This is a genomic window from Actinoallomurus oryzae, from assembly GCF_039541955.1.
GTDB classification, from domain to species: Bacteria; Actinomycetota; Actinomycetes; order Streptosporangiales; family Streptosporangiaceae; genus Actinoallomurus; species Actinoallomurus oryzae.
In genome coordinates this window covers 46245-69231 of the sequence record NZ_BAABHF010000027.1, presented here as the reverse complement: position 1 = coordinate 69231, position 22987 = coordinate 46245, and the positions used below count along the sequence as shown (strand labels likewise).

The following is a 22987-nucleotide window of genomic DNA, read 5'->3' as shown; positions in this document are numbered from 1 at the left end:
CAGCACACCCACCCATTCTCATCCGCCGGAAGCGGCCCGTCAGGGCCCATCGAAATCTAGTGCCGCATCAAGCGACGTTCGCTGACGCCCCGCGTTATCCGTCGGCCTCCTGGCGAACGGCCTCAATGCCCGCCAGCACGATGTGCAGGCCGTACTCGAAATTGTCGTCGCTGTCGACGGCGTCGAGCTCCTTCGTCACGCTTGCCGTCAGGGGATACCGGGTTTCGTCGATGGTCATCGTCTGCGCATAGGGGTTGGGGCCTTCGTAGTTCTCGCCCGTGCGCGCTTGTTGCTCGATCGTGAAGCCCACGACGTAGTGCAGGACGGAGGGGAACGCGCGGGCCGCCTCGGTGGCCGAGAAGCCGGCGTCGGTGAGCGTACGCAGAACCAGCTCGAACGTCCGCCCGATGGACGGACCCGTCGAGTAGGACCCGGCGGTGACCCTGGCGCCGTCGCGGTAGCGAAGCATCGCGTCGCGCATTCTGCGTGCGAGGCCGGCGATCCATTGCTGCCAGGTCTCGTCGCGGCCGGGGCCTTCGACGCCGTCGGCCGCCTCGGCCGTGATCAGCCCGGCCATCAGGTCGAGCAGCTCGTGCTTGTTCTTGACGTGCCAATAGAGCGTGGGCGCCTGGACGTCCAGCTCCTTGGCGACCATTCGCATGGTCAGGCCGTCGAGGCCGACGTCGTTCAGGAGCCGCAGACCGGCCCGGGCGATCAGGTCGGGAGTGATGGGCACGGTTGACACTCTAGCATCGTTAGAGCTATATCTAACGACGTTCGAGATTTCTCTAATGTAGTTAGGGGGGCATTATGGAGGACGTGGTCATCGCCGGCGCCGGCCCAACCGGCCTGATGCTGGCGTGCGAGCTGCGGCTGGCCGGGGTGGACGTGCTGGTGCTCGAAAGGCTGACCGAGCCCACCCGTGACTCGAGGGCGGGCGGGCTGCATCCGCGGTCGCTGGAAGTGCTCGATCAGCGGGGGATGCTCGACCCGTTCCTGGCCGAGGGGCGCCCGCTGCCCGGTACGCGCTTCGCCGGGCTACCGCTCGACCTGTCGGGGCTGCCGACCCGGTATCCGTTCCTGTTGGTGATCGTTCAGCGCCGGATCGAGCGGCTGCTCGAGGCTCGCGCCCGGGAGCTGGGCGTGCGGATTCGCCGCGGGGTCGAGGTGACGGGCCTACGCCCAGGGCCGGCGGCGCCGGCTGCGGAGCCGGTCGTGGTCGAGACCACGGCCGGGCCCGTGGAGGCGCGTTATCTGGTCGGTTGTGACGGTGGCCGCAGTGTGGTGCGCCGGCTGGCGGGCATCGACTTTCCGGGCACGCCCGCGACCACCACGTCGATCCTCGGGGACGTCGAACTGGCCGACCCGCCCGCGGAGCGGTTCTTGCTCCAGCGAACGCCGCGGGGGAACTTCTCGGTGCTCGGCTTCGAGGAGGGGTGGCGGCGGCTGATCGTGGACGAGGCCGGGACGACCGTCGGTGACTCGACGGCCATCGGCTTCGAGGATCTGCGGGCGATGTTCATCCGGGTGGCGGGCACCGATTTCGGGATGCACAGTCCACGGTGGATCTCTCGATTCACCGACGTCGCGCGGCAGGCGGCGTGTTATCGCTCCGGGCGTGTGCTGCTGGCCGGGGACGCGGCGCACGTCCACTCGCCGGCCGGGGGTCAGGGGCTGAACACCGGGCTGCAGGACGCGTTCAACCTCGGCTGGAAGCTGGCGCTCGTCGTGCGGGGGAGTGCCGATGAGGAGTTGCTCGACACGTACCACGAAGAGCGGCACCCCGTGGGCGCTCGGGTGCTGTCGAACACACGCGCGCAGGGCGCGTTGAGCGCACCCGGCGCGCATGTGGATGCGCTTCGCGCGCACGTGGGCGACATCCTCGCGACGCCGGACGCGAACCGGAAGATCGCCATGATGATCACGGGTCTGGACATCTCCTACGGACTCGGACCGCGCGTACCCGACCGGGACCTGCCCGACGGGACGCGGCTGTTCGAGCACCTTCGCACCGGCCGCCCGATCTTGGCCGATGTCGAAGGCGAGCCTGTGGACAGCTGCCTGGTGAGCGAGCTCAAGGGATCCGGAGAACCGCTGCTGATCAGGCCCGACGGGCACCCGGCCTGGACAGGGTCGCTGGGCCGGGAAGCGTTGTCCACAGCCCTGCGACCCTGGCGTTGACATCGTTCGATCGGAGCACAAGAGACAGCCCGGGAACCCGCCCGTAGGGGGTTCCCGGGCTGTCCCCGGGGCCGCCGGGAGCCGGTGATCCTCCCGGCGGCCGGCCCGAGGGCGGCGACGACTAACGGCGGAAGATGGACGCCTTGTTGTCGAAGCCGTTGTTGGCGAAGTTCGTGTCCTCCGGTTTTGGCTTCGCGTGATGAATCTCGTCGCTCTGCTCTTGTGTGTACGGCACGTCGTAGAGAATGACGTTGCAGGGCGTGGTGTTCTTCATCGAGCTCGCGCCATTGGCGGTCTTGCGCTTCGTGCCCTGCCCATGGTTGTTCGCCAGGTCCCTGTCGTACCTGGAGCGGTTGTCCGCAGGTGTCGCGGCGGCCGAGCGCATGACGGAGTCCTTTCGCCTGGGGAGGCAGGAAGGGTGGCGCATTAAATAAACGTTATACATGTCGGTTATGTAAACGGCAACCACCCTGGTCCACGGCGTACGGCCACGCCCCGGCGATGGGGCGTGGCCGTACGGAACGGATCGCGCGTCAGCGAGCCGGGGGCAGCGGGGGAGCGCCCTTGGTGCCGGGCATGACCTTGGAGCAGTGAACGCCCTTGGGCAGCGGTCCGATCTTCACGGTGCCCTTGCCGTCCACCGCCTTGGTGACCAGGGCCCCGGGCGGAGCCTTGCGCGGCTGCACGATCTTCCCGGGCTTCCCCAGGATCTTTCCGGGCAGCTCCACGCGCGTCTCGTGCTTGACGTGCTTTCCGGCCTCACCGCCGATGATGACCTTCCCCGGCTTGCCCGCGCCCGTCTTTCCGCCGGCCTTTCCGCCGGCCTTTTCGCCGACGCAGACGATGGCGATCCGGCCCTTCGCCTTCGCCGTCGCGGGGGCGGACGAGGTGGCCGGGGACGCGCCCGCGGCGTACGCGGAGCCGGCCAGCCCGGTGAGTGCGATGCCGCCGGCCAGGGCGCCGACGGCGATGATCCTTTTCCTCATGGTTCCTCCGGAAGGGAGTCGATCAGGACGCTCCGGAGTCTCGCGGCGGGGAGCTGAAGTCACGATGAGTGCGCTCTCAGACCGTCTTCATGGTGGCTTTAGGTACGGCCGGTCACGCTGGGCCGGTGCGGATACTCGTGGTGGAGGACGAGCGGCGCCTCGCCGAACTCCTGAAGGACGGTCTGGCCGATGAGGGGTTCGCGGTGGACCTCGCCCACGACGGCCGGGAAGGGCTGTGGCTGGCCACCGAGAACCCGTACGACGTGATCGTCCTCGACGTGATGCTGCCGCGCCTGAACGGCGACGAGGTCTGCCGCCGGCTCCGCGAGGCCGGCATCTGGACGCCGATCCTCATGCTGACCGCCAAGGACACCGTGCAGGACGAGGCGCGGGCGCTCGACAACGGCGCGGACGACTTCCTGGGCAAGCCCTTCGCGTACGTGGTCCTGCTCGCCCGGCTGCGGGCCCTGCTCCGGCGCGGGGCCCGCGAACGGCCGGCCGTGCTCACGGTGGGGGACCTCCAGGTCGACCCGGCGGGGCTGCGCTGTCGCAGGGGGAACGTCCCGATCACGCTGACGCCGAAGGAGTTCGCCGTCCTGCACGGCCTGGCGCGCCGGGCCGGCGAGGTGGTGTCCAAGACCGAGCTGCTGTCGATGGCCTGGGACTTCGCCTACGACGGCGACTCCAACATCATCGAGGTCTACGTCAGTGCCCTGCGGCGCAAGATCGACAAGCCGTTCGGGCGCAGCTCCCTCGTCACCGTACGGGGCGCGGGCTACCGGCTGGAGGCGTGACGATGCGACGTCCCCGGTGGATCCGCCCGCCGCGACTGGGCGGTGTACGGCTGCGCGCGACAGTGGCCGCGGTGCTGACCGTGGCCGTGGCGCTGGGCCTGGCCTCGGCGGTCCTGCTCCTGGTCCTGCGGCACTCCCTGGAGGACAGCGCCCGCGCCGAGGCGGCGGCCAAGGCCAAGGCCATGGCCGCCCTGGTGAAGGTCGGGCCGCCCGCCGAGCGCGACGCACCGGGAGTGCAGGTGGGCGGTGACACCCTCGACGTCCAGGTGCTCACCAAGGCGCAGAGCCCCAGCTGGAAGACCGGATCCGGCTACGTCGTGGCCGGCGAGCAGGTGGCCACCAAGGGCGGGACGGTGGTGATCCAGGGCCGGTCCTCGCTGGCGCCGACCCAGCAGGCGATCACGACGCTGTGGCATCTGCTGCTGCCCGGCATTCCGGCGTTGCTCCTGCTCGTGGCGCTGCTGACCTGGTTCGCGGTGAGCCGCGCGCTGCGGCCGGTCTCGGCGATCCGCGCGAAGATGGCCGACATCACCGCCCACGACCTGCACCAACGGGTCCCCGAGCCCGCCACCCGTGACGAGGTCGCGGCGCTGGCCCGTACGGTGAACGCCACCCTGGACCGGCTGCGGACCGCCGTCGAACAGCACAAGCGGTTCGTCGCGGACGCCGCGCACGAGTTGCGCAGCCCGCTGGCGGTGCTCCGCGCCCGGCTGGAGCTGACCGGCCACCGCGTCGACGCTTCGGAGCTGGCCGGCCAGGCGCTGACCGACGTCGAACGCATCCAGACGCTGACCGACGACCTGCTCCTGCTCGCCCGCCTCGACGCGGGCGAACCGCTGCGCGAGCAGGAGGTCGACCTCGGTCAGGTGGCGGCCGAGGAGGCGGCGCGGACCCGCCCGCGACCCGACGTCACGGTGACGCTGGACATCGCCACCGACGTGCTCGTCCACGGCTCCGGCGACCAGTTGCGGCGGCTGGTGGCCAACCTCGTGGACAACGCCGTACGGCACGCCGCGACCGCCGTCACGGTCCGCCTCGCCGAGGACGGCCACCGCGCCGTCCTGGAGGTCACCGACGACGGCCCCGGCATCCCGCCCGAACACCGCGAGGTCGTCTTCGACCGCTTCACCCGCCTCGACGAGGCCCGCGACCGCGACCGCGGCGGTTCCGGCCTCGGCCTGGCGATCGCCCGCGACATCGCCGTCGCCCACCGAGGCTCGCTGTCGGTCGCCACGACACCGGAGGACGAGCCGGGCGCGTGCCTGCGCGCCGTTCTCCCGGTCGGCGCTCCCGGCTGACCGGCGTACGCCGTCGCGAGGAAATTCGATGGCAGCCGGCCCGCCGAGGCCGTTACGCTCCGTGCATTATTGCCGGTCATGAGCGAAGTGGGTCATTTATGCCTGGTTCTAGGTATATGCCCCCGAATCGGGGGTAACGGCGGACGCGGTGCCGCATTTCTCCTCGGTCGGGGCTCGCCGGTACCGCGGCGGGTCCTCGACCGCGCCGGCGCGATCACGCCGGTAGTGCCGACCCGCGAAAAGAGCGGAGCGAACGCAGGGGGAAGTGATGAAGGCCATGACGTCGTCGGCCGCGATCCGTACCCGTGAGGACGAGACCACCGGCACGCCGCCGCGCACCACGAGGCGCGGCACGGTTCCGCCGTCCCGCGCGGCACGGCCCACCACGACGCCGACCGGCGGCACGAGCACCGGCACTGTTCGCGAGCGGGCCGCCGGTTCCGGCGCGGCGGTCACGCCCCGGGCGGCGGTCACGCGCGGCACGTCACGCCCGAGCACGCGGCACCGTGGCCTTCCTCCGTCCCGTACGGTGCGGCCGGTCACGGCTCCCGCCCGCGCCGCGCGTCCCGCTCGTTCCGGCGCGGCGCCGTTCGCCCTGCTGGTCGTCGGGCTGCTCGGCGGGGCGCTCGTCGGTCTCCTCCTGCTGAACACCGTGCTCGCCCAGCAGTCGTTCGAGCGCAGTGAGCTCCAGCAGGAGAACCAGCGGCTCGAGGAGCGCAAGCAGGCGCTCCAGGAGGACATCGCACGCGAGAGCAGCCCCGAGGTCCTCCACGACAAGGCACGGCGCCTGGGCATGCGCGACACCGGCGACCAGGCCCTCACCGACCCGCGCGCGGGCCGCTGACCGGCGGCGTCCTCGGGCGTGCGGACAGCGTTCCGTGCGCCCGGGGACCGTGGGCTCAGGCGGACGCGGCCTCGATGATGGAGCGGACGCGAGACGGGGTGGTCACCGAGCGGGTGGTCTCCGGCGGGTACAGCGCGCCGCCCATGTAGATGCCGGGCGCCTGGAAGCGGGTCCGCGACCGTACGGTCTCGCTCGCGGTGAAGTGGAGCTCTCGCGCGCCGGTCTGCGCGGCCACCCGGGCGGCCGTGCGTTCGTTGATGCCGCCCGCCGGCAGGACGATGATCCGGCCCGCCGCCTTCTCGACCAGCCGGGCGATCAGGTCGGCCCCCTCCAGGGCGGACGGCGCCGCGCCCGAGGTCAGCAGCCGGTCGACGCCCAGCGCGACGACGTCCTCGAACGCCGCCTCCGGGTCGCGCGTCACGTCGAACGCCCGGTGGAACGTCACGCTGAGCGGCCGGGCCGCCGCGACGAGGCGCGCGCACAGCTCCGTGTCGATCTCGGCGTCCTCGGTCAGCGCGCCGATGACCACGCCGTCGGCGCCGGCCGCCTTCGCCACCTCGATGTCGCGGAGCATCACCTCGGCCTCGGCGGGGCTGAAGATGAAGTCGCCGCCCCGCGGACGGATGATCACGTGGACGCGGAGGCGGCCCGCCGCGACGGCCACGGCCTGCTCGATCATGCCCTGGCTCGGGGTGATCCCGCCCTCGAACAGGGCGGCGCAGAGCTCCACCCGGTCGGCGCCGGCCTCCGCCGCGGCGGCGACGCCGTCGGCGGACTCCAGGCAGATCTCGTAGCGCATGGGTTCCTCTCGGATCGGTATGGTCGTGGAGCCTCCTTCGGCGGCCCCACGACCACGGTGCTGTGTTTTCTGGTTCCCCCGCTGCGCTCGCTCACAGCAGTTCGGGCGTCAGGTCCGGATCGGCCATGTCGGAGTCGAACGGGAAGAGCGGCCGCCGTACGCCGTGGTGCCCGAGGCGCAGCAGGTCCTGGTCGACGCCGCCCGGGGTGAGCGCGAGCAGCCAGTCCGCGGCGAGGTCGTACAGCTCCGGCTCGAGGTAGCCGATCTTGACGATGACCAGGTCGGTGTCGGCCGGGGACAGGCCGAGGGCGGTGAAGTCGGAGATCACGTGGTACGGCTTGCGCCGGCTCGTCAGGATGACGTGCAGTCCGCCGGTCCTGATCACCGCGATGTCGCCGCCGACCGGGTCGCCCGGCAGCAGGGAGTGCACCGTGCCCGCGACGGCGACCGGTCCGGAGGGTCCCGCGTCGATCCGGCCGCCGGCCCGCACCATCACCTCGGCGCCCTCGCCCGCGGCGAACGCCGCCGCGACCGCCTCGGGGTCGACGATGCTCGCGTAGATCGCGCTGGCCTTGCCGAGGCGCAGCTCCTCCACGACGAGCAGCCGGCTCAGCGTCCAGGACACGTCGCCGGCGCCGCCGGCGGTCGGGTTGTCGCCGGAGTCGCTGATCAGGAACGGCCGGGCGTCACTGGCGAGCGCGGTCGCCAGGCACTCGTCGAGCGTGCCGGTCGGCGCCACGAACGCGAAGTCGTCGCGAGCGCGCCAGTACGCCTCGGCCAGCTCGCGCGCCTGCGCGGTGATGACCTCCTCGTCGTCGCCGGTCACGACCACGGCGGCGCGACACCGAGGCTCGTCGGCCCAGGCGTAGCCGACCCAGATCGCCGCGTCGACGACGCCCGGCAGCGCCTCCACGGCCGGGATCCGGCCGTACAGGCTCTTCGCCGGTTCGACGCGGGTGCTGGTCTTCTCCCCGGGCAGCAGCACCGGGACCTGCACCCACGCCTTCCGCGGACGCCCGCCGTCGTGGAGGCGCTCGACCAGGTTGTACGCCGCGCGCTCGCGCGACTCCCAGGCGTCCTCGTGCGGGGCCATGCGGTAGCAGGTGATCAGGTCGACGGTCTCCGCCAGCTCGCGCGACACGTTGCCGTGCAGGTCCATCGAGGCGGAGATCAGCGTGTCCGGGCCGACGGCCTCGCGGATCACGGCCGCCAGCCGGGCCTCGGCGTCGGTGCGCCCGACGACGCTCATCGCGCCGTGGATGTCGAAGAACAGGCCGTCGAGCGGGCCCGCCGCCTTGGCACGTTCCACGATCTCGGCCTCGAGCGCGTCGTACACCTCGGGCTCGACCGCGCCGCCGGGCAGCGACACGGCGTGCAGGAGCGGCACCCACTCGACGCCCGTCGTCCACGGCGCACCCATCCACTTGTAGCGGGCGAGCAGGGCGTCGCCCCGCGTGACGGTGAAGTCCGCCAGGTGGGTGCGGTGCGGGGAGAAAGTGCTCGACTCGATCGCGATGCCGGCGATGCCGATCCGCAGTGCTGTCACGGGAGATTCCTAACGGGAACGGCCAGGCCCTGGTCGATGAGGCGTCGGCCGATGCCGAGCAGGCCGGCGTCGGGTCCGGCGACGCTCTCCCCGATCTCCAGTTCCTGGGTGGTGAGCGGCAGGCAGCGTTCGTAGAGCGCGCCGCGCGCGGCGGCGACGAACAGGTCGCAGGTCGCCAGCGCGCCGCTGAGGATCACCGCCTGCGGGTTGAAGAAGTTGACGATGGTGACGAGGACCTCGCCGAGCTGGCGGCCGGCGAAGCGCAGCGTCGTGTTGACCGTCGGGTTGCCGTCGCGCGCCAGGCGTACGAGGTCGGCGGTGGTCGCGATGTCGACGCCGTCGGCGCGTACGGCGGCGACCAGGGCCGCTCCGCTGGAGATGGTCTCCAGGCAGCCGAAGTTGCCGCAGTTGCAGGGGCGGTCGCCGCCGGCCGGGACGCGGTTGTGGCTGACGTCGCCGGCGACGCCACGGGCACCGCGGTGCAGGCGGCCGTCGTTGACGAGCGCGGCGCCGAGCCCGGTGCCCGCCTTGATGAAGACGAAGTCGCGCAGCTCGGGGCCGCGTACGACCGCCTCGCCCATCGCCATGAGGTTCGCGTCGTTGTCCACGATGAGCGGCGCCTGGTAGTACTCGGCGAGCCGGCGCCGTACGGAGAAGCCGTTCCAGCCGTGCATCCGGGAGGAGCCGACCACCACTCCGTCGGAGTCGACCGGGCCGGGCAGGCCGATGCCCATGCCCAGCACCGGGCGTCCGGCCGCGAGCTCGGCGAGCGCGTCGGTGACCTGCGCGAGGATCGGCTCGGGCCCGGCCGCGATGTCGATCTCCAGGTCCTGGATCGCCTCCGGCCGTCCGGCCCGGTCCATCGTGGCGATCCTCGCGTGGTGACCGCCGAGGTCGGCGGCCAGGATGACGCCGTCGCCGGCACGGACGCTCAACAGCCGGGGCCGGCGACCGCCGCGCGAGCGGCCCTCGCCGGACTCCTCCAGCAGGCCCGCGTCGAGCAGTTCCTGGACGTAGGAGGACACGGTCGAGGGCGCCAGGCCGAGCAGACGCGACAGGTCCGCTCGTGACGTGGCCTGGCCCGACGCCACCAGCCCCATGATCTGCGCGGCCGACATGGTGGCTCCTTCACTGCAAGTGATCACGGTTGCGGCGGCAACACTAGCGACCGAGGCCGATCGAACTAAGTCTGATACTTGGTTCGGGAACGAAGGTTGATACGGAAACTTGGCTGGACCATAGCAAGCCGACACGGATGAGTCCACCGTCGATGCCCTGTGACGCGGCGGTAATCAGCGGGTTTGTCCCGATCTTGGCCAGCTACTTAATTCGTTCAAGGCTTGTCTTCGTTCGATACGGGCATGTATCGTCGCCGCCAACATCCCGCCGAAAACGGTGGAAGTCCCCCATGGAGCACCGATGAAGAGACCCCTGACGCTGGCGGTGTTCGGCGCGGCCGTGGCCCTGCTGGCCGCCGGCTGTTCCTCCGGCGGAGGAGGATCGTCCGCGAGCGGTGGCACCCCCCAGCAGGGCGGGTCGGTCACCTTCGCGATGCCCCCGAACGCCACGCCGAACTGGATCTTCCCGATCGGCACGCCGGGCCACCTGGGCTCGTACAACGCCGCCATCCGGCAGGAGGTCTTCCTGCCGCTGTACGCCTACGACGGCTACAGCGGCACCGTCGCCATGGACGAGAAGGCGAGCGCAGCCAAGGCGCCGGTCTACTCCAACGGCGGCAAGACGGTCGACATCAAGCTGAACCCCCTGACGTGGGCGAACGGCCAGAAGGTCACCAGCCGCGACGTGGAGTTCTGGTTCAACCTGGTCAAGGCGAACAAGTCGCAGTGGGGCAACTACAACGCCGGTGACATCCCCGACAACGTCGGCAGGTTCGAGACGGTGAGCGACACGGAGTTCAAGCTCCACCTCACCAAGGCCTACAACCCGGACTGGTTCACCGCCAACCAACTGAACTACGTCACGCCGCTCCCGCAGTCGGTCTGGGACGTCGAGAGCACCGGCGGCAAGGTCGGGGACTACGACCGCACCACCGACGGCGCCAAGAAGGTCTTCAAGTACCTGACCGGCGAGGCGGGCAAGCTGTCGGAGTACGCGAACAACCCGCTGTGGAAGGCGGCGAACGGCCCGTTCACGGTGAAGGAGTTCACCACCACCGGCCAGGTCACGCTCGCCAAGAACCCCAAGTACACCGGCCCGGACACCGCGCACCTGGACAGCGTGACGTTCAAGCCGTTCACCTCCGCCGACGCCGAGCTGAACGTCCTGCGCTCGGGCGGCGTCGACTACGGCTACATGCCGGCGCTGGCGACCAGCCAGCAGAAGTCGATCGAGAACCTCGGCTACCAGGTGAAGCCCTGGGCCGGCTGGGCGGTCACCTACATCCCGTACAACTTCAACAACCCGGCCATGGGCGCGGTGTTCAAGCAGCTGTACGTCCGCCAGGCCGTACAGATGTCGATCGACCAGACGACCATCGCCCGGGTCATCTGGCACAACCAGAGCGTTCCCGGCTACGGGCCGGTGCCGCAGACGCCGGTGTCGAAGTACCTGTCGGCGACGCAGAAGACCAACCCGTACCCGTTCGACCTGAACAAGGCCAAGGCGCTGCTGACCTCGCACGGCTGGACGATCCAGAACGGCGTGGCCACCTGCACGCAGGCGGGCTCCGGCGCGAACCAGTGCGGCGCCGGCGTCAAGGCGGGCACGCGGCTGAACCTCACCATCGACAGCCAGAGCGGCAGCACCGAGACCGACAACATGATGCAGGAGGTCCAGTCCTCCCTGTCGAAGATCGGCATCAAGCTGTCGATCAAGTCGGAACCGCTGAACTCGGTGCTCGACCACACGGCGCAGTGCAAGCCGAGCCAGTCGTCCTGCTCGTGGCAGCTCTCCTTCTTCGGCACGGCGGGCAGCTGGTACTTCCCGGCGTACCCCAGCGGTGAGCAGATCTTCAGCAGCACCGGCAGCTCGAACCTCGGCAGCTACGTGGACCCGACGGTCGACGACCTGATCAAGAAGTCGACCAGTTCGTCGGACCCGGCAGCGATGCAGAACTACGACGCGTACGTGACCAAGAACCTGCCGGTCATCTGGATGCCGAACCCGGCCTACCAGGTGTCCGCGATCAAGAACAACCTGCGCGGCGTCGTCCAGGACCCGCTCGTCTTCATTCAGCCGCAGCGCTGGTACCTGGCGAAATGAGACCGGCCCGGGGCGGTGGCGGACCGCCGTCCCGGGCCCACCACTTCCTGGCGGAGGCATCCCGTTGACGCGCTTCCTGCTCAAGCGGATCGGCCAGGCGGTCGTGGTCATCTTCTTCGTGACCGTGATCGTCTTCCTGCTGCTGCACTCGGTGCCGGGCGGCCCGGCCCACGGCATTCTCGGCCCGAAGGCCAGCCCCCAGGCGATCGCGGAGTTCAACCGCGAGCACGGCTTCGACAAGTCGCTGGTCCAGCAGTACTGGGCCTACCTCAGTGAGCTGTTCCACGGCGACCTGGGCGAGTCGTACACGCTCAACCAGTCCGTCGCCTCGCTGATCGGCCAGCGGATCCCCAAGACGCTCGTGCTCACCGGCCTGTCCACGCTGGTCGCGCTCGTGGTGGCGATCCCGCTGGGCGTGTGGCAGGCGCGGCGCCGCAAGGGCCTGGCCGACTACGCCGTCACGACCGTGGTGTTCGTCGGGTACGCCACCCCGGTCTTCTTCCTCGCGCTGGTGCTGGTCATCGTCTTCACCCAGAAGACCCAGCTGCTGCCGCCGCAGGCGCCGCAGACGCAGTCGATCGGAGGTCTGTTCGCCGACTCGCGGGCGCTGATCCTGCCCGTGCTCGCCGGGGCGATCGCCACGATCGCGGCGTTCAGCCGGTACATGCGCTCGGCCGTGCTGGACAACCTCGCCGAGGACTACGTACGGACCGCGCGCGCCAAGGGCGCCTCGGAGCGGCGCGTCGTGTGGCTGCACATCATGCGCAACTCCCTGACGCCGATCGTCGCGATGCTCGGCTACTACCTGCCGGTGCTGTTCTCCGGCGCACTGGTGATCGAGTCGGTGTTCAACTACCCCGGCATGGGGCTGCTGTTCTGGAACGCCGCGCAGACCTCGGACTATCCGATCCTGCTCGGCGCGGTGCTCGTCATCGCCCTGGCCACGGTCATCGGGTCGCTGCTCGCCGACATCGTCCAAGCGCTCATCGACCCGCGGGTGAGAGGAACGATCAAGTGAGCGAGCGAAGCGAGCGAACCGACAACACAGCGTCCCAGGCCACCTCCCCGACGAAGGAGGTCTCATGAGTCTTTCTGCACCGGTCGCAGCCGAGCCGCCTCCCGTACGGGTCGCCGGGTCCTATCGGCGCATGGCGTCACTGTTCTTCGCCAACCGGCTCGCCGTCACCGGGCTGGTCATCCTCGCTCTGCTGCTGGTGTTCTGCTTCCTCGGCCCGCTGCTCCACCACACCGACCAGACGCACACGAACCTGTCCGCCGCCAACCTGTCGCTCGGCACCGGAGGACACCTGCTGGGCACCGACGACGTCGGACACGACGTGCTGGGACGTCTGATGGTCGGGGGCCAGACGTCCCTGGAGATCGGGGTGGCGGCGGGCCTGCTCGCCACCCTGATCGGCACGGTGTGGGGTGCCATCTCCGGCTACGCCGGCGGCTGGGTGGACGCGCTGATGATGCGCGTCGTCGACGCGGGCATCGCGATCCCGGCGCTGTTCCTGCTGCTGGTGACCGCGACGATCCTGCGGCCGACGGTGCCGGTGCAGATCCTCATCATCGGGTGCGTGTCGTGGCTCGTCCCGGCCCGGCTCGTACGGGCCGAGGCGCTGTCGCTGCGCAGCCGCGACTACGTGCAGGCGATGAAGGCGATGGGCGGCAGCCACCGCCGCGCGGTGTTCCGGCACATCATCCCGAACGCCATCGGCACCGTGGTGGTGAACGCGACGTTCCAGGTGGCGGACGCCATCCTGCTGATCGCCTACGTCAGCTTCCTGGGACTCGGCGTGCCGCCGCCCAAGACCGACTGGGGCGGGATGCTCAGCAAGGGCATCTCCTACACCTACGACGGCTACTGGTGGCTGATCTTCCCGGCCGGTGTCGCCATCGTGCTCGTCGTGTGCGCGTTCAACGCGATCGGCGACGGGCTGCGCGACTCCTTCGAGGTCCGCCTGGAGGGACGATGACCGAGTCCACGCCCACGCTGGCGATCGAGGACCTGAGCGTCACGTTCAGGAGCGGCCGGGAGGCCGTACGCGCGGTCGACGGCGTCAGCATCACCGTCGCCCCCGGAGAGATCGTCGCCGTCGTCGGCGAGTCCGGGTCGGGCAAGAGCGTCACCTCGATGTCCACGCTCGGGCTGCTGCCGCCGACCGCCAAGGTGGGCGGGACGGTACGGGTCGGCGGCGTGGACGTGACGACGCTCGACGGCGCGCGGCTGCGAGCCATCCGCGGCGCCGAGGTCGCCATGGTGTTCCAGGAGCCGATGACCGCGCTGAACCCGGCGTTCACCGTCGGCTGGCAGGTCGCCGAGGCGCTGCGCCTGCACATCGCGGACCTGTCCCGCAAACAGGCCCTCGACCGGGCGGCCGAGCTGCTGGAGATGGTCGGCATCCGGGACGCGCGTCGCCGGCTCGGGCAGTTCCCGCACGAGCTGTCCGGCGGGCTCCGGCAGCGCGTCGTCATCGCGATGGCGATCGCCTGCGAACCCAAGGTGCTCATCGCCGACGAGGCCACCACCGCGCTCGACGTCACCGTCCAGGCCGAGATCCTCGACCTGCTGCGCGACCTGCGGACCAAGTTCGGCATGGCGATGCTCGTGATCACCCACAACATGGGCGTGGTCGCCGACATCGCCGACCGGGTCGTCGTCATGTACCAGGGCAAGGTGGTCGAGCAGGCGCCCGTCGACGACCTGTTCAACCGGCCGGAGGCCGACTACACCAAGCGCCTGCTGGCCGCCGTGCCGCGCCTGACCCCCGGCGAGCGACGAGAGCGTGAGGTGCGGACCGAGGCCGCGCTGTCCCTGGAGAACCTCGTCGTGGAGTTCCGCGGCAAGGGCCGCAGCCGGGTCCGCGCGGTCGACGACGTCACGCTCACCATCGCCGAGGGCGAGGTGCTGGGGCTGGTCGGGGAGTCCGGCTCGGGCAAGTCCACGGTGGGCCGCGCCGCGGTCGGCCTGATCAAGCCCGCCTCCGGCACCGTACGCCTGCTGGGCGAGCCGCTGAGCGAGGCGCGGGGACGCGACCTGCGCCGGCTGCGGCGCCACTGCGGCATCGTCTTCCAGGACCCCGCGTCCTCGCTGGACCCGCGGATGACGGTCGGCGACTGCGTGGCCGAACCGCTCGTCATCAACGGCGTCGGCGACCGCAACGAACGGGTGGTCGCCCTGTTGAAGAGCGTCGAGCTGGACCCGGCACTGCGCCTGCGCCACCCGCACGAGCTGTCCGGCGGGCAGCGGCAGCGGGTCGGCATCGCGCGGGCACTCGCGCTCGACCCGAGGCTCGTCATCGCCGACGAACCAACCAGCGCGCTGGACGTCTCGGTCCAGGCCGCCGTGCTGGAGGTGTTCCTGGAGCTGCAGGAACGCCTCGGCTTCGCCTGCCTGTTCATCACCCACGACCTCGCCGTCGTCGGCCGGGTGTCGGACCGCGTGGCGGTCATGAACCAGGGCCGCCTCGTCGAGGTGGGCGCCCGCGACGACGTCCTGTTCGACTCGCAGGAGGAGTACACACGCCGCCTCGTGACCTCCGCCCCAGTACCCGACCCGGTCGAGCAGCGCCGGCGACGGGCCGAGCGGAGGGCGGCTTCGGCTCCTCCCTCGTCAATGTGAACCGTCCTGGGACCGGCCGGGAGTCCGGGATGACTCGGCGCGTTCCGTGACGACAAACGGGTCGGACTCTTGCTCGGGTAGTTCGATGCCCATCATCGCCAGCGTCCTGCGCAGCACGGAGTCGGTCTCCACGACCAGGTCCAGGATGCCCGCGGACCTGTGCGCCTCCACGATGCCGGCGACCAGTTCGAGCAGGTGACGGGCGTCGTCGCGGTGCTCGTCGAGCATCTTCTTCAAAACGTCCGCGACGTGCTGGGGGTCCTGGGCGAGTTCGAGTGCGTGCGGTGCGGAGGAGTGCTTCGCCGCTCGGGCGAGAAAGCCGCTCCAGAGCTCGCGCAGCTGATCCGTCGTGGCCACCAGGAGTTCCTGCACGCGAGCACGTGCCTCGATCTCGTAACGTTCCTTCAGCGTCGCCTGCAACATCTCACGCACCGCGTCGGGTGCGGTCACCTCGACCCGTGCTCTCCAGACCGATGGCGTGGAGCGTCCCTCGACGGCGAGCGACCGGGCCAGCGCGTCGTTGATCGCCTTCTCCGCCTGGACGGGCTTGAGAATGGAGTATTCGGAGGAGACACTTCGTGCCGTGTCCCTGACGACCTCGCGGGTCCTGGCGAGTTCCTCGCGTTGCAGCCACACGGTCGTCCGGCGACCGCCTTTCACGGTTCTCTGATAGAAGGCGGTGATGGTGAAGTCGTAAGCGGGCTCGGCGGAGGGGGCCGGGAAGGTCTCCGGCCGGTCGCCGATCGAAAGCGGAGACGGCTCGGCGAACTGCCTGCTGATCAAGAACAAGGGGTAGCTCCCTTCGATATCTCCATGAGATGGGAGTACAGCTCCTGCGGAATGCGCTGTCGCCGACGCCAGAGACGCAGATAGAGCTCCAGCTCTCGCGCGTCGACCGTGGCGGCCACGCGGTCGACGACGGTCCGGGCGGCGCGGTTCTCGTCGTGGAGCCGCACCCAGGCGCAGAAGACGTCCCAGGCGTCGGGGAGTGCCAGGCGTGGCCATCCGGAACCCTTGCTCGCGATCCGTAGCCTCAGAGCGTTCTGCCACAGCCGGACCAGGTGGTCGCCCGCGCAGAGCCCGGCGAGTGCCGGGCCGGCGGGTGCGTCGCTCCACGGCGCGGCGAGACGTCCGAATGCCAGAGCGGCGCTGTACCGGCCGCCGTCCGATCCCGCGGTCACCCACGAGGCGAGTTCCTTGACGATTGCCCGCGCTGTTCCGGCATGGCAGAGGTTCGCGACGGTCACGGCGATCTCGTGGTCGAGACGGAGGTTCAGACGGACGGATACGGACCGCAGCACGCGAAGGGCCTCATCCGGTGCCTCCAGGCCGATCCTGGATCCGTACGCGCGGACGGCGACGGCGCGGTGGCCGTAACGTACGGAAGAGGCCAGTTCGCGGAGGTGAGCGTGAACGCGGTCCTTGAGCTGCAGGTCACACGCCGTTGCTTCCAGCACCAACGCGGCTCGCCGGTGATCGTAAGAGCTCCGTGAATTGCTCCATTCGGCGAGGAATCGCGTGTTGATGGTGTTGAAGTCGAGCGTCGCGAACATCCCCACCGCGTGCGCGGCCCGTGTCTGGACGCCGGGGTCGGGATGCTCGGTGAGGTGCCGAAGCCATTGGATCAACGCTTCTCTGATCGTCGGATGTTCTTCCCAGAGCACCTGCAGCGCTATGCCCGGTGCCCTCGGGCGATCGAGAAGAAGTGTGCGGCCGTCGCCCGGGCGTGGAGAGGGGCGTGCCGTTGACTTGGTGGAGCGCAACCAGCTCTGTAGTTCCTCCCAGATGGGGCGCGTCCGCCTTTTATCGTGGACTTTCCAGTCTTCGTCGATGCGCTCCGCGAGATCCATGGCGGCCTGTGAGATGACCATTTCAGGACAGCCGTGCAGGGCCGCCACCGCGGCCATGAAACATCCGCCGAGAATCGGATCCCTGGTATCGATTCGCCGGCGGATGTCCTCTCGGAGGCGCCCCGTCAGCTCGTCGAGAAGATCCTCGACGACCCCGGCGACCGGGTGGCCCTTCCGCAGCCTGTGAACCGCCTGACGAGCCTGGGCGGCGACGATCGACGGTGAGTGCTCACCGTCGAGGCGAGAGGTGATCGTCTGGTCGACCTCGGCGAGTTGCCATGGATCGACGTCGGTGCTCGCCGCGCGGTGAAGCCAGCGGCGGAAGACGGCCTGGTCCGATGCCGGGACGTGGTCGATCACACAACGGCCGGTCCGTTTCGGAGGGATCACGACCACCAGCCGGCACTCGTTCCGAGCCGCCAGATCGGACAGATGATCGATCTCCCGGACCCGGCCGTCGCCCGACGTGGGCTCAAGAAGATAGCCGTGACCGCGTCGCAGTTCGGGCATGTCCACTTTGTCGCGCGGCAGCCGGATCTCCCCGACGTGCTCCTCGGCCTCATCGGGAGACGCCGCGCTTCCTCGCTTGCGCACCCAGTTGAGCAGTGCGACTCGCGCGGCGGACCTGCGGCCGGTGCCCTCCGCACCGCGAAGGAAGACCACGGTTTCGGTGTCGACGCACATTTCCAGACTTTCCTGACTGGCCGACGGCACAAACCATTCCAGGAGTTCGTCGGCGTCTTGGATCCGTAGATGAGTGACGGTGCAGCGGCCGTCACCGGATTCGGTGAAGTTGAAAGTGCTGTCGCGAAAGGAGGTGCTGTTCTGAAAGACCGTGCTGCCTTGGAAGATGGTGCCGCCCTCGAACGCGGTGTTCCTGACATCGCCGTAGACGTCACGGCCCGCGTCCACCGAGGCGTTGCCGAACAGGTCCCGCAGGCTGTCGTCGCGTTCCCGCCGGTCCCGCGCCTCGGCGGCGATGCTCTCATGGAGCCGCCGTTCGTCGGGTTCGGCGTCCTGCCCGCCGTCGCCGGATCCGGTCGTGCCGTCTGGACGCTCGGCCCGCACTTCGAGTTCCCGGCCGGGCGGGCGCGAGGTCGGACTGTCAGGCTGCTGCGCTCCGGAGCCTCCGCCCGTCTCCGCGCCGGAAACGGTCTTGTCCGCCCCAGAGCCGGTGTCCTGCGCAGGGTTTTCCCGATCGTCGCTCATCGGTCCGGCCCGCCGCCGATGTTGATGCTTCCTCCTCCGCTCGCGTTGTTGCTCACGGTGCCGAAGATGTCGCGCCCGGCGGTGATGCCCCCGGTGGGCGCGGGCGGCCCGGGTGTCGCCGGCATGGCGGGCGGGGCGGCGTCGGACGGCGGCTGCTCGTCCACGTCGTAGGGCGCCAGTTCGACGATCTGGTGGACGTCGTATCCGGGCAGATAGAGGTGGGCGGTGTAGGACTGCTTCTTCTCTTGGACCCGTATGTGGCGGAACTCCGTCGGACGGGGATCACCGGGCCCCTGGGTCACGTAGTCGCGGTAGACGTCCTCGGAGACCACGACCGCCAGGTCGGCTTGGGTTCGCGCACCGAGGGCGGCGCGTACCGGCTTGGAGTCGCGTAGCCGGGCGGGGAGGACGACATGCTGCCCCGGCCAGCCGGACTCTCCGTCCTGATGAATCGGCCCGGCGTGTACCGCGAGCCGTAGCCTGATCCGGGTCCACGCGGGCTGTTCCCGCAACCGGTTGTATGAGCCGAGTTCGGCGTCGAGCCGGCGAACGAGGACGTCGAGGAGGCGAAGGATGTCGGAGCCGGGAGGCAGAACCGCCATCAGGCCGTCGCCGCCGAACTGCCACTTCCATCGCTCGCGATGCAGCATCGCCGCATCGGCGGCGCGGTCGAGACTCATCATCATGGCACTCTGCAAAACGCGCTGCTCGGCATCGGTCCGGCTGCCGTAGTCCTCGATGTCGACGGTCATCAGAGCTCGATACTCTGGCATCGGGTGGTCGCTCATCGTCCCTCCAGCTCTCGGGGCCGACCTCATGATCCGATCCCGATTCCGGACGGATGCCGTATTAGTACGGCTTTGGAGGAACGTCCCTCGAATCCAGGTCTGCGAACTTCACCAGCCCTCGCATATCCGTGATGAGGACACGGCGGTGTCCTGGCTGGACCAGTCCCAGCCCAGAGAGGCCGCGGAGCGCCTTTTGCACGGTGACCTCTTTGGCGCCGACCATGCCACCGAGTTCCGTCTGGGTGAGTGACACGCCGATGTCGAGGCCGTCGTCCTTCCGAGCCCCGTGTCGTCTGGCGAGGTCGATCAGCACACGCGCCAAGCAGACGTCGGTTCCGTACCCGGTGAAGTCGAGCCGCCGCTGATTGGCCCAGCGCAATCGTTCGACGGCCATTTGGCTGAGTGTCAGTGCCGCCTCGGGATGCCGGCGTATGAAGTCGATGAAGATCGCTCCCTTGACCTGGAAGACCACTGCTCTGCCGCAGGTCGTCACGGTCGCGGATCGGGGCGATCCGTCGAGGGCGCCCATCTCGCCGACCACATCGCCGCTCACTCTGATCGCTAACAGCGCCTCACTGCCGTTCTGGGTCTGGGCGGTCACCTTGACCAGCGCGTCAACGAGCACCCAGACGGACTCGCCGGGTGCGCCCTGTCGCAACAGCACATGACCGGGCGGATACGTTCGCCGGACGCCCAGCTGCATGATTCTCGCTCGCAGAGACTCGCGAAGACGATAGAGGAAGGTGTCTTTCGGCCAGTTTCCCTGTGGCAAGGCATGCCTCCGGAGAGCACGGTCCTGTTCCAGGCATACGTCGGATGGGCGGCACTGACAACGCCTCTGGCGACGTCCGCCCCGGTACCCGACCCGGTCGAGCAGCGTCGGCGACGGGCCGAGAGGCACCGGCTGTGAACCCGGTTCGGCCGCCGGTGGACGGCATGCCTACCATCGAGGCCGTGACCGTACGCGGACTGATCATCGACTGGGGCGGTGTGCTGACCACGCCGCTGCGTGACGCGATCGCGGTGTGGATCGAGAACGACGACATCGACGACGAGACCTACCGCGTGGTGATGCGGGAGTGGTTCGCGCAGGCGTACGCCGGCGACGGTGCGGCCAATCCGGTCCACGGGCTGGAGGACGGGTCGCTGCCGCCGGCCGAGTTCGAGCGCATGCTCGCCGAGCGGCTGCGCACCCGTGGCGGCATGGCGGTCGCGGCCGAGGGCCTGCTGCTGCGGATGTTCGCCGCGTTCGAGCCCGTCGAGGAGATGTACGAGGCGCTGCGCCGGGCGCGGGCCGCCGGCGTGTGCACCTGCCTGCTGTCCAACTCCTGGGGCAACACCTACCCGCGCGAGTCGTTCGGCGAGCTGTTCGACCAGGTGGTGATCTCCGGTGAGGTGGGGCTGCGCAAGCCCGACCCGCAGATCTTCCACCACGCGCTCGACCTGCTCGGCCTGCCGCCGCGGGAGTGCGCGTTCATCGACGACATCGAGCAGAACATCCGGGCCGCCGAACGCCTCGGCATCGTGGGCGTCCACCACGCCGACGCCCCGACCACCGTGGCGCGCCTGGAGGAGCTGTTCGGGGTGTCGCTCGGGTAGTCCTCATCCGGTACTGGCACACTCTTGTAGGACATGCGCGTCTACCTTCCGACCACACTCAGCGGACTCGCCGGCATCCTCCGGGATCGCAAGCTCGAACCGGCGCCGCTGACCGGCTATGCCGTGACACCGGCGCTGCGCGAGTGGTACGCCTCGGCCGACCTGGAAGAGCTGGAGTACGCCGCGATGTCGGACGCCGCGCGTGACTCGCTGCGCCTGCTCGCCGCCGACCCCGAGGCGCCGTCACGCCGCGTCGTGCTCGCCGCCGAGATCCCCGATGAGGCGGTCGTGCACAGCGGCGGCGACCTGGGTGGCCCCGGGGAGCGCGCCCAGGTGCGCGTGACCCAGCCGGTCCCGTTCGAGCGGATCGTCTCCGGTCACGTGGACGACGCCGAGGCCGAGCCCGACGTACGCGCGGCGCGCGCCGCGAGCGACGCCGCCGACGCAGGTGACGACGACGCCCGCTTCACCGTCGACGGCGCGGCCGGTCACGAGCTGCTGTGGTACGCCACCCAGGAGCTGCCGCACCTGTTCTCCTGACCGCGTCCGTTCTCCCGACGGGTGGCGTAAGAAACTCCGCACCCCCGTGCAAGAAAGGCGACACCGGAAGGGGTTACCCGGTGTCGGACCTACACAGCACACGTGAGAGGGGGTGATGGCGTGATCGTTGCCCGAGGTGAGGACACCGGTGATGACGCCGCACGCTTCACGTCCATTTACCGGCGCAACTACTCGAGGGTGCTGAGCTACGCGCTGGCCCACGACCGGCGTGACGTCGCGGAGGACGTCGTCAACGAGACGTTCCTGACGGCGTGGCGCAAGCTCGGCGAGGTCCCCCAGGACGATCCTCTGCCCTGGTTGCTGCGAGCCGCGCGGAACCACCGGCTCAAACAGCGCGCCGCCGGCCGGCGGCGCGAGACGATCGCCCATCGCATCGGGCGGTTGAGCGACGAACGCGACCTGGTGGCCTGGGACACCGGTGACCTGGTGGCCGAACGCGACAGCGTCCTGGCCGCGTTCGCCTCCCTCCCGGAGGCCGATGCCGAGATCCTCATCCTGAGCGCCTGGTACGGGCTTGACGCGGCGCAGGCCGCGACGGTCCTCGGGTGCACGAAGGCCCTGTACTACGTCCGTGTCCACCGCGCCCGCCGGCGGCTCACCCGAGCGCTGCACAAGGAGACGGGCACGGCGGCGATGGTCCCCCTGGACCTGCTGGAAGGAAACCGCTCATGACCGGTCACCGCGCTTTGTCCGCCCTCAAGCCCGTGGCCCTCGACGACCTGTCCGAGACGGACCAGTCCGATGCCGGGATGGAGGCGAGGATCGCCGCCATCGTCGCGAGCCCCCGGCCCGCCCGCGTCACGAGCACGCGTCGCCTCCCCGCGCGGCCGTGGCTGCTGCTCACGACCGGTGCCGTCGCGGCCGGGGCCGTCGCGGTCGCGGTCACCGTCGTGCCGACCCGCGACACCGGCCGTCCCGCGGTCACTGTCGCCCCCGCCCCGCCGCGCGTACAGGCGGCCGCGCTCTCCTTCACTCGGAAGGGCGGATACCTGACCGTGAAGGTGACGGACCCGGTCGCCGACCCGGCGCGGTACAAGAAGGAGTTCGCCGCCCACGGCCTGAACGTCGACCTCCGGCTGGAGCCCGGCCCGGCGAGGAAGGCGGGCTCGGTCATCTTCCTGGAGGACGACGGCGGCGGCCGGGTCAAGACGATCAGCGCGCCGGGGCACTGCGGAAGCGAGACCTGCGAGGTCGGCATCAAGATCCCGCTGACCTACAAGGCGTTCGTCCGGGTCGTCTTCGGGCGGACGGCACGGCCGGGCGAGCACTACAACACCGGCCCCGGAGACACCCCCGGCGAGGGCGTGGGGCTGAGCGACGTTCGGGGACGTACCGTCGCCGACGTGCTCGCCGAGGCCAGGAGGCGGCACATCGGCGGCATCGGGTACCGCTACCAGCCCACCCGCCCCGACGAGCAGGGCGACCGCCAGCCGTACCCCATGGGCGTCCCGGCCGACAAGGTGAAGGGCGACTGGCGCGTCTACGACGCCGCCGCCGGAACGGGCGGTGAGGTCCTCCTCTTCGTCCACCCCCCGAACTGATCCACGTGACGGAGAGCCGGAACGACCGCCTCACCGTCACGGGCGGGCCACCCGTGACGGCGCGGCGGCGCCGGTCACGTGCCGTTTCCGGCGCACCGGTGCGGCCGGGCCCGGCCGTACCGGTGCGCCCGGACGCGGCATCGG

At 70.0% G+C, this 22987-nt stretch carries 22 protein-coding genes; 12 read left to right on the top strand and 10 right to left on the bottom strand.

Features of this window, described 5'->3' with window-relative positions:
- Window positions 1–94: 94 nt before the first annotated feature.
- Complete coding sequence (locus ABEA10_RS26950) at window positions 95–736, bottom strand: TetR/AcrR family transcriptional regulator C-terminal domain-containing protein (protein ID WP_345468719.1); 642 nt, start codon at window positions 734–736, stop codon at window positions 95–97.
- A 74-nt stretch (window positions 737–810) separates the two neighbouring features.
- On the opposite strand from ABEA10_RS26950, the gene ABEA10_RS26945 reads away from it, so the two are divergent.
- Entirely contained in the window at window positions 811–2181 is a 1371-nt protein-coding gene (locus ABEA10_RS26945) for an FAD-dependent monooxygenase (protein ID WP_345468718.1), read from the top strand.
- 121 nt (window positions 2182–2302) lie between these two features.
- Here the strand turns inward: ABEA10_RS26945 and ABEA10_RS26940 are convergent, their stop codons facing one another.
- Window positions 2303–2566, bottom strand: coding sequence for a hypothetical protein (locus ABEA10_RS26940; RefSeq protein WP_345468717.1), 264 nt, complete (start codon window positions 2564–2566; stop codon window positions 2303–2305).
- A 148-nt stretch (window positions 2567–2714) separates the two neighbouring features.
- The gene (locus ABEA10_RS26935; protein ID WP_345468716.1) at window positions 2715–3167 is read right to left on the bottom strand and encodes a hypothetical protein; all 453 of its coding nucleotides are present in this window, start codon (window positions 3165–3167) and stop codon (window positions 2715–2717) included.
- Between the two features lie 125 nt (window positions 3168–3292).
- Between ABEA10_RS26935 and ABEA10_RS26930 the strand changes: the two genes are divergently transcribed.
- The 3 genes from ABEA10_RS26930 to ftsL all read left to right on the top strand — a co-directional run bounded on the left by ABEA10_RS26930 (window position 3293) and on the right by ftsL (window position 6103).
- Window positions 3293–3961, top strand: a complete 669-nt coding sequence (locus ABEA10_RS26930) for a response regulator transcription factor (protein WP_345468715.1) — start codon at window positions 3293–3295, stop codon at window positions 3959–3961.
- 2 nt (window positions 3962–3963) lie between these two features.
- Window positions 3964–5259, top strand: a complete 1296-nt coding sequence (locus ABEA10_RS26925; RefSeq protein WP_345468714.1) for a HAMP domain-containing sensor histidine kinase — start codon at window positions 3964–3966, stop codon at window positions 5257–5259.
- Window positions 5260–5527: 268 nt separating this feature from the next.
- The gene (gene ftsL, locus ABEA10_RS26920) at window positions 5528–6103 is read left to right on the top strand and encodes a cell division protein FtsL (RefSeq protein WP_345468713.1); all 576 of its coding nucleotides are present in this window, start codon (window positions 5528–5530) and stop codon (window positions 6101–6103) included.
- Between the two features lie 55 nt (window positions 6104–6158).
- On the opposite strand, the gene ABEA10_RS26915 is transcribed toward ftsL, so the two are convergent.
- The 3 genes from ABEA10_RS26915 to ABEA10_RS26905 all read right to left on the bottom strand — a co-directional run bounded on the left by ABEA10_RS26915 (window position 6159) and on the right by ABEA10_RS26905 (window position 9566).
- Window positions 6159–6902 (bottom strand): copper homeostasis protein CutC, encoded by a 744-nt coding sequence (locus ABEA10_RS26915; RefSeq protein WP_345468712.1) that lies wholly within the window; start codon window positions 6900–6902, stop codon window positions 6159–6161.
- Between the two features lie 91 nt (window positions 6903–6993).
- Window positions 6994–8448 carry a M81 family metallopeptidase gene (locus ABEA10_RS26910; RefSeq protein ID WP_345468711.1) on the bottom strand — a complete coding sequence of 485 codons (1455 nt, stop codon included), beginning with the start codon at window positions 8446–8448 and terminating at the stop codon, window positions 6994–6996.
- Complete coding sequence (locus tag ABEA10_RS26905) at window positions 8445–9566, bottom strand: ROK family transcriptional regulator (protein WP_345468710.1); 1122 nt, start codon at window positions 9564–9566, stop codon at window positions 8445–8447. The genes ABEA10_RS26910 and ABEA10_RS26905 overlap by 4 nt, the downstream gene beginning before the upstream one ends.
- A 301-nt stretch (window positions 9567–9867) precedes the next feature.
- Here ABEA10_RS26905 and ABEA10_RS26900 point away from each other — a divergent pair, with 301 nt between their 5' ends.
- The 4 genes from ABEA10_RS26900 to ABEA10_RS26885 all read left to right on the top strand — a co-directional run bounded on the left by ABEA10_RS26900 (window position 9868) and on the right by ABEA10_RS26885 (window position 15295).
- Window positions 9868–11670, top strand: a complete 1803-nt coding sequence (locus tag ABEA10_RS26900) for a peptide ABC transporter substrate-binding protein (RefSeq protein ID WP_345468709.1) — start codon at window positions 9868–9870, stop codon at window positions 11668–11670.
- Between the two features lie 64 nt (window positions 11671–11734).
- Window positions 11735–12688 (top strand): ABC transporter permease, encoded by a 954-nt coding sequence (locus ABEA10_RS26895; protein ID WP_329251681.1) that lies wholly within the window; start codon window positions 11735–11737, stop codon window positions 12686–12688.
- Between the two features lie 64 nt (window positions 12689–12752).
- Complete coding sequence (locus ABEA10_RS26890) at window positions 12753–13649, top strand: ABC transporter permease (RefSeq protein ID WP_345468707.1); 897 nt, start codon at window positions 12753–12755, stop codon at window positions 13647–13649.
- A complete protein-coding gene (locus tag ABEA10_RS26885; protein ID WP_345468705.1) occupies window positions 13646–15295 on the top strand; it encodes a dipeptide ABC transporter ATP-binding protein in 1650 nt (549 codons plus the stop codon). The genes ABEA10_RS26890 and ABEA10_RS26885 overlap by 4 nt, the downstream gene beginning before the upstream one ends.
- On the opposite strand, the gene ABEA10_RS26880 is transcribed toward ABEA10_RS26885, so the two are convergent.
- The 4 genes from ABEA10_RS26880 to ABEA10_RS26865 form a co-directional block, all read right to left on the bottom strand.
- Window positions 15287–16078: a hypothetical protein gene (locus ABEA10_RS26880; RefSeq protein WP_345468703.1), complete on the bottom strand. Its 792-nt coding sequence runs from the start codon at window positions 16076–16078 to the stop codon at window positions 15287–15289. The genes ABEA10_RS26885 and ABEA10_RS26880 overlap by 9 nt on opposite strands.
- Window positions 16075–18213, bottom strand: coding sequence for a hypothetical protein (locus ABEA10_RS26875; protein ID WP_345468701.1), 2139 nt, complete (start codon window positions 18211–18213; stop codon window positions 16075–16077). The genes ABEA10_RS26880 and ABEA10_RS26875 overlap by 4 nt, the downstream gene beginning before the upstream one ends.
- A 137-nt stretch (window positions 18214–18350) precedes the next feature.
- On the bottom strand, window positions 18351–19106 hold the full coding sequence (locus tag ABEA10_RS26870) for a hypothetical protein (protein ID WP_345468700.1): 756 nt from the start codon (window positions 19104–19106) through the stop codon (window positions 18351–18353).
- Window positions 19107–19203: 97 nt separating this feature from the next.
- Entirely contained in the window at window positions 19204–19845 is a 642-nt protein-coding gene (locus ABEA10_RS26865) for a Crp/Fnr family transcriptional regulator (protein ID WP_345468699.1), read from the bottom strand.
- A 233-nt stretch (window positions 19846–20078) separates the two neighbouring features.
- Here ABEA10_RS26865 and ABEA10_RS26860 point away from each other — a divergent pair, with 233 nt between their 5' ends.
- From ABEA10_RS26860 to ABEA10_RS26845, 4 genes are all read left to right on the top strand, one after another.
- Window positions 20079–20741 carry an HAD family hydrolase gene (locus tag ABEA10_RS26860; RefSeq protein ID WP_345468697.1) on the top strand — a complete coding sequence of 221 codons (663 nt, stop codon included), beginning with the start codon at window positions 20079–20081 and terminating at the stop codon, window positions 20739–20741.
- A gap of 33 nt (window positions 20742–20774) precedes the next feature.
- Window positions 20775–21281 carry a DUF6912 family protein gene (locus tag ABEA10_RS26855; protein ID WP_345468695.1) on the top strand — a complete coding sequence of 169 codons (507 nt, stop codon included), beginning with the start codon at window positions 20775–20777 and terminating at the stop codon, window positions 21279–21281.
- A gap of 120 nt (window positions 21282–21401) precedes the next feature.
- A complete protein-coding gene (locus ABEA10_RS26850) occupies window positions 21402–21974 on the top strand; it encodes an RNA polymerase sigma factor (RefSeq protein WP_345468694.1) in 573 nt (190 codons plus the stop codon).
- Complete coding sequence (locus tag ABEA10_RS26845) at window positions 21971–22843, top strand: hypothetical protein (RefSeq protein ID WP_345468693.1); 873 nt, start codon at window positions 21971–21973, stop codon at window positions 22841–22843. Before ABEA10_RS26850 ends, ABEA10_RS26845 begins: the two co-directional genes overlap by 4 nt.
- Window positions 22844–22987 lie beyond the last annotated feature (144 nt).

What these genes read in the sequence shown, in the direction of transcription:
- ABEA10_RS26945 (WP_345468718.1), top strand. Translation starts at nt 811, where the DNA reads ATGGAGGACGTGGTCATCGCCGGCGCCGGCCCAACCGGCCTGATGCTG.
- ABEA10_RS26940 (WP_345468717.1), bottom strand. Translation starts at nt 2,566, where the DNA reads ATGCGCTCGGCCGCCGCGACACCTGCGGACAACCGCTCCAGGTACGAC.
- ABEA10_RS26935 (WP_345468716.1), bottom strand. Translation starts at nt 3,167, where the DNA reads ATGAGGAAAAGGATCATCGCCGTCGGCGCCCTGGCCGGCGGCATCGCA.
- ABEA10_RS26925 (WP_345468714.1), top strand. Translation starts at nt 3,964, where the DNA reads ATGCGACGTCCCCGGTGGATCCGCCCGCCGCGACTGGGCGGTGTACGG.
- ftsL (WP_345468713.1), top strand. Translation starts at nt 5,528, where the DNA reads ATGAAGGCCATGACGTCGTCGGCCGCGATCCGTACCCGTGAGGACGAG.
- ABEA10_RS26915 (WP_345468712.1), bottom strand. Translation starts at nt 6,902, where the DNA reads ATGCGCTACGAGATCTGCCTGGAGTCCGCCGACGGCGTCGCCGCCGCG.
- ABEA10_RS26905 (WP_345468710.1), bottom strand. Translation starts at nt 9,566, where the DNA reads ATGTCGGCCGCGCAGATCATGGGGCTGGTGGCGTCGGGCCAGGCCACG.
- ABEA10_RS26900 (WP_345468709.1), top strand. Translation starts at nt 9,868, where the DNA reads ATGAAGAGACCCCTGACGCTGGCGGTGTTCGGCGCGGCCGTGGCCCTG.
- ABEA10_RS26890 (WP_345468707.1), top strand. Translation starts at nt 12,753, where the DNA reads ATGAGTCTTTCTGCACCGGTCGCAGCCGAGCCGCCTCCCGTACGGGTC.
- ABEA10_RS26885 (WP_345468705.1), top strand. Translation starts at nt 13,646, where the DNA reads ATGACCGAGTCCACGCCCACGCTGGCGATCGAGGACCTGAGCGTCACG.
- ABEA10_RS26870 (WP_345468700.1), bottom strand. Translation starts at nt 19,106, where the DNA reads ATGACCGTCGACATCGAGGACTACGGCAGCCGGACCGATGCCGAGCAG.
- ABEA10_RS26865 (WP_345468699.1), bottom strand. Translation starts at nt 19,845, where the DNA reads ATGCAGCTGGGCGTCCGGCGAACGTATCCGCCCGGTCATGTGCTGTTG.
- ABEA10_RS26860 (WP_345468697.1), top strand. Translation starts at nt 20,079, where the DNA reads ATGCCTACCATCGAGGCCGTGACCGTACGCGGACTGATCATCGACTGG.
- ABEA10_RS26855 (WP_345468695.1), top strand. Translation starts at nt 20,775, where the DNA reads ATGCGCGTCTACCTTCCGACCACACTCAGCGGACTCGCCGGCATCCTC.
- ABEA10_RS26845 (WP_345468693.1), top strand. Translation starts at nt 21,971, where the DNA reads ATGACCGGTCACCGCGCTTTGTCCGCCCTCAAGCCCGTGGCCCTCGAC.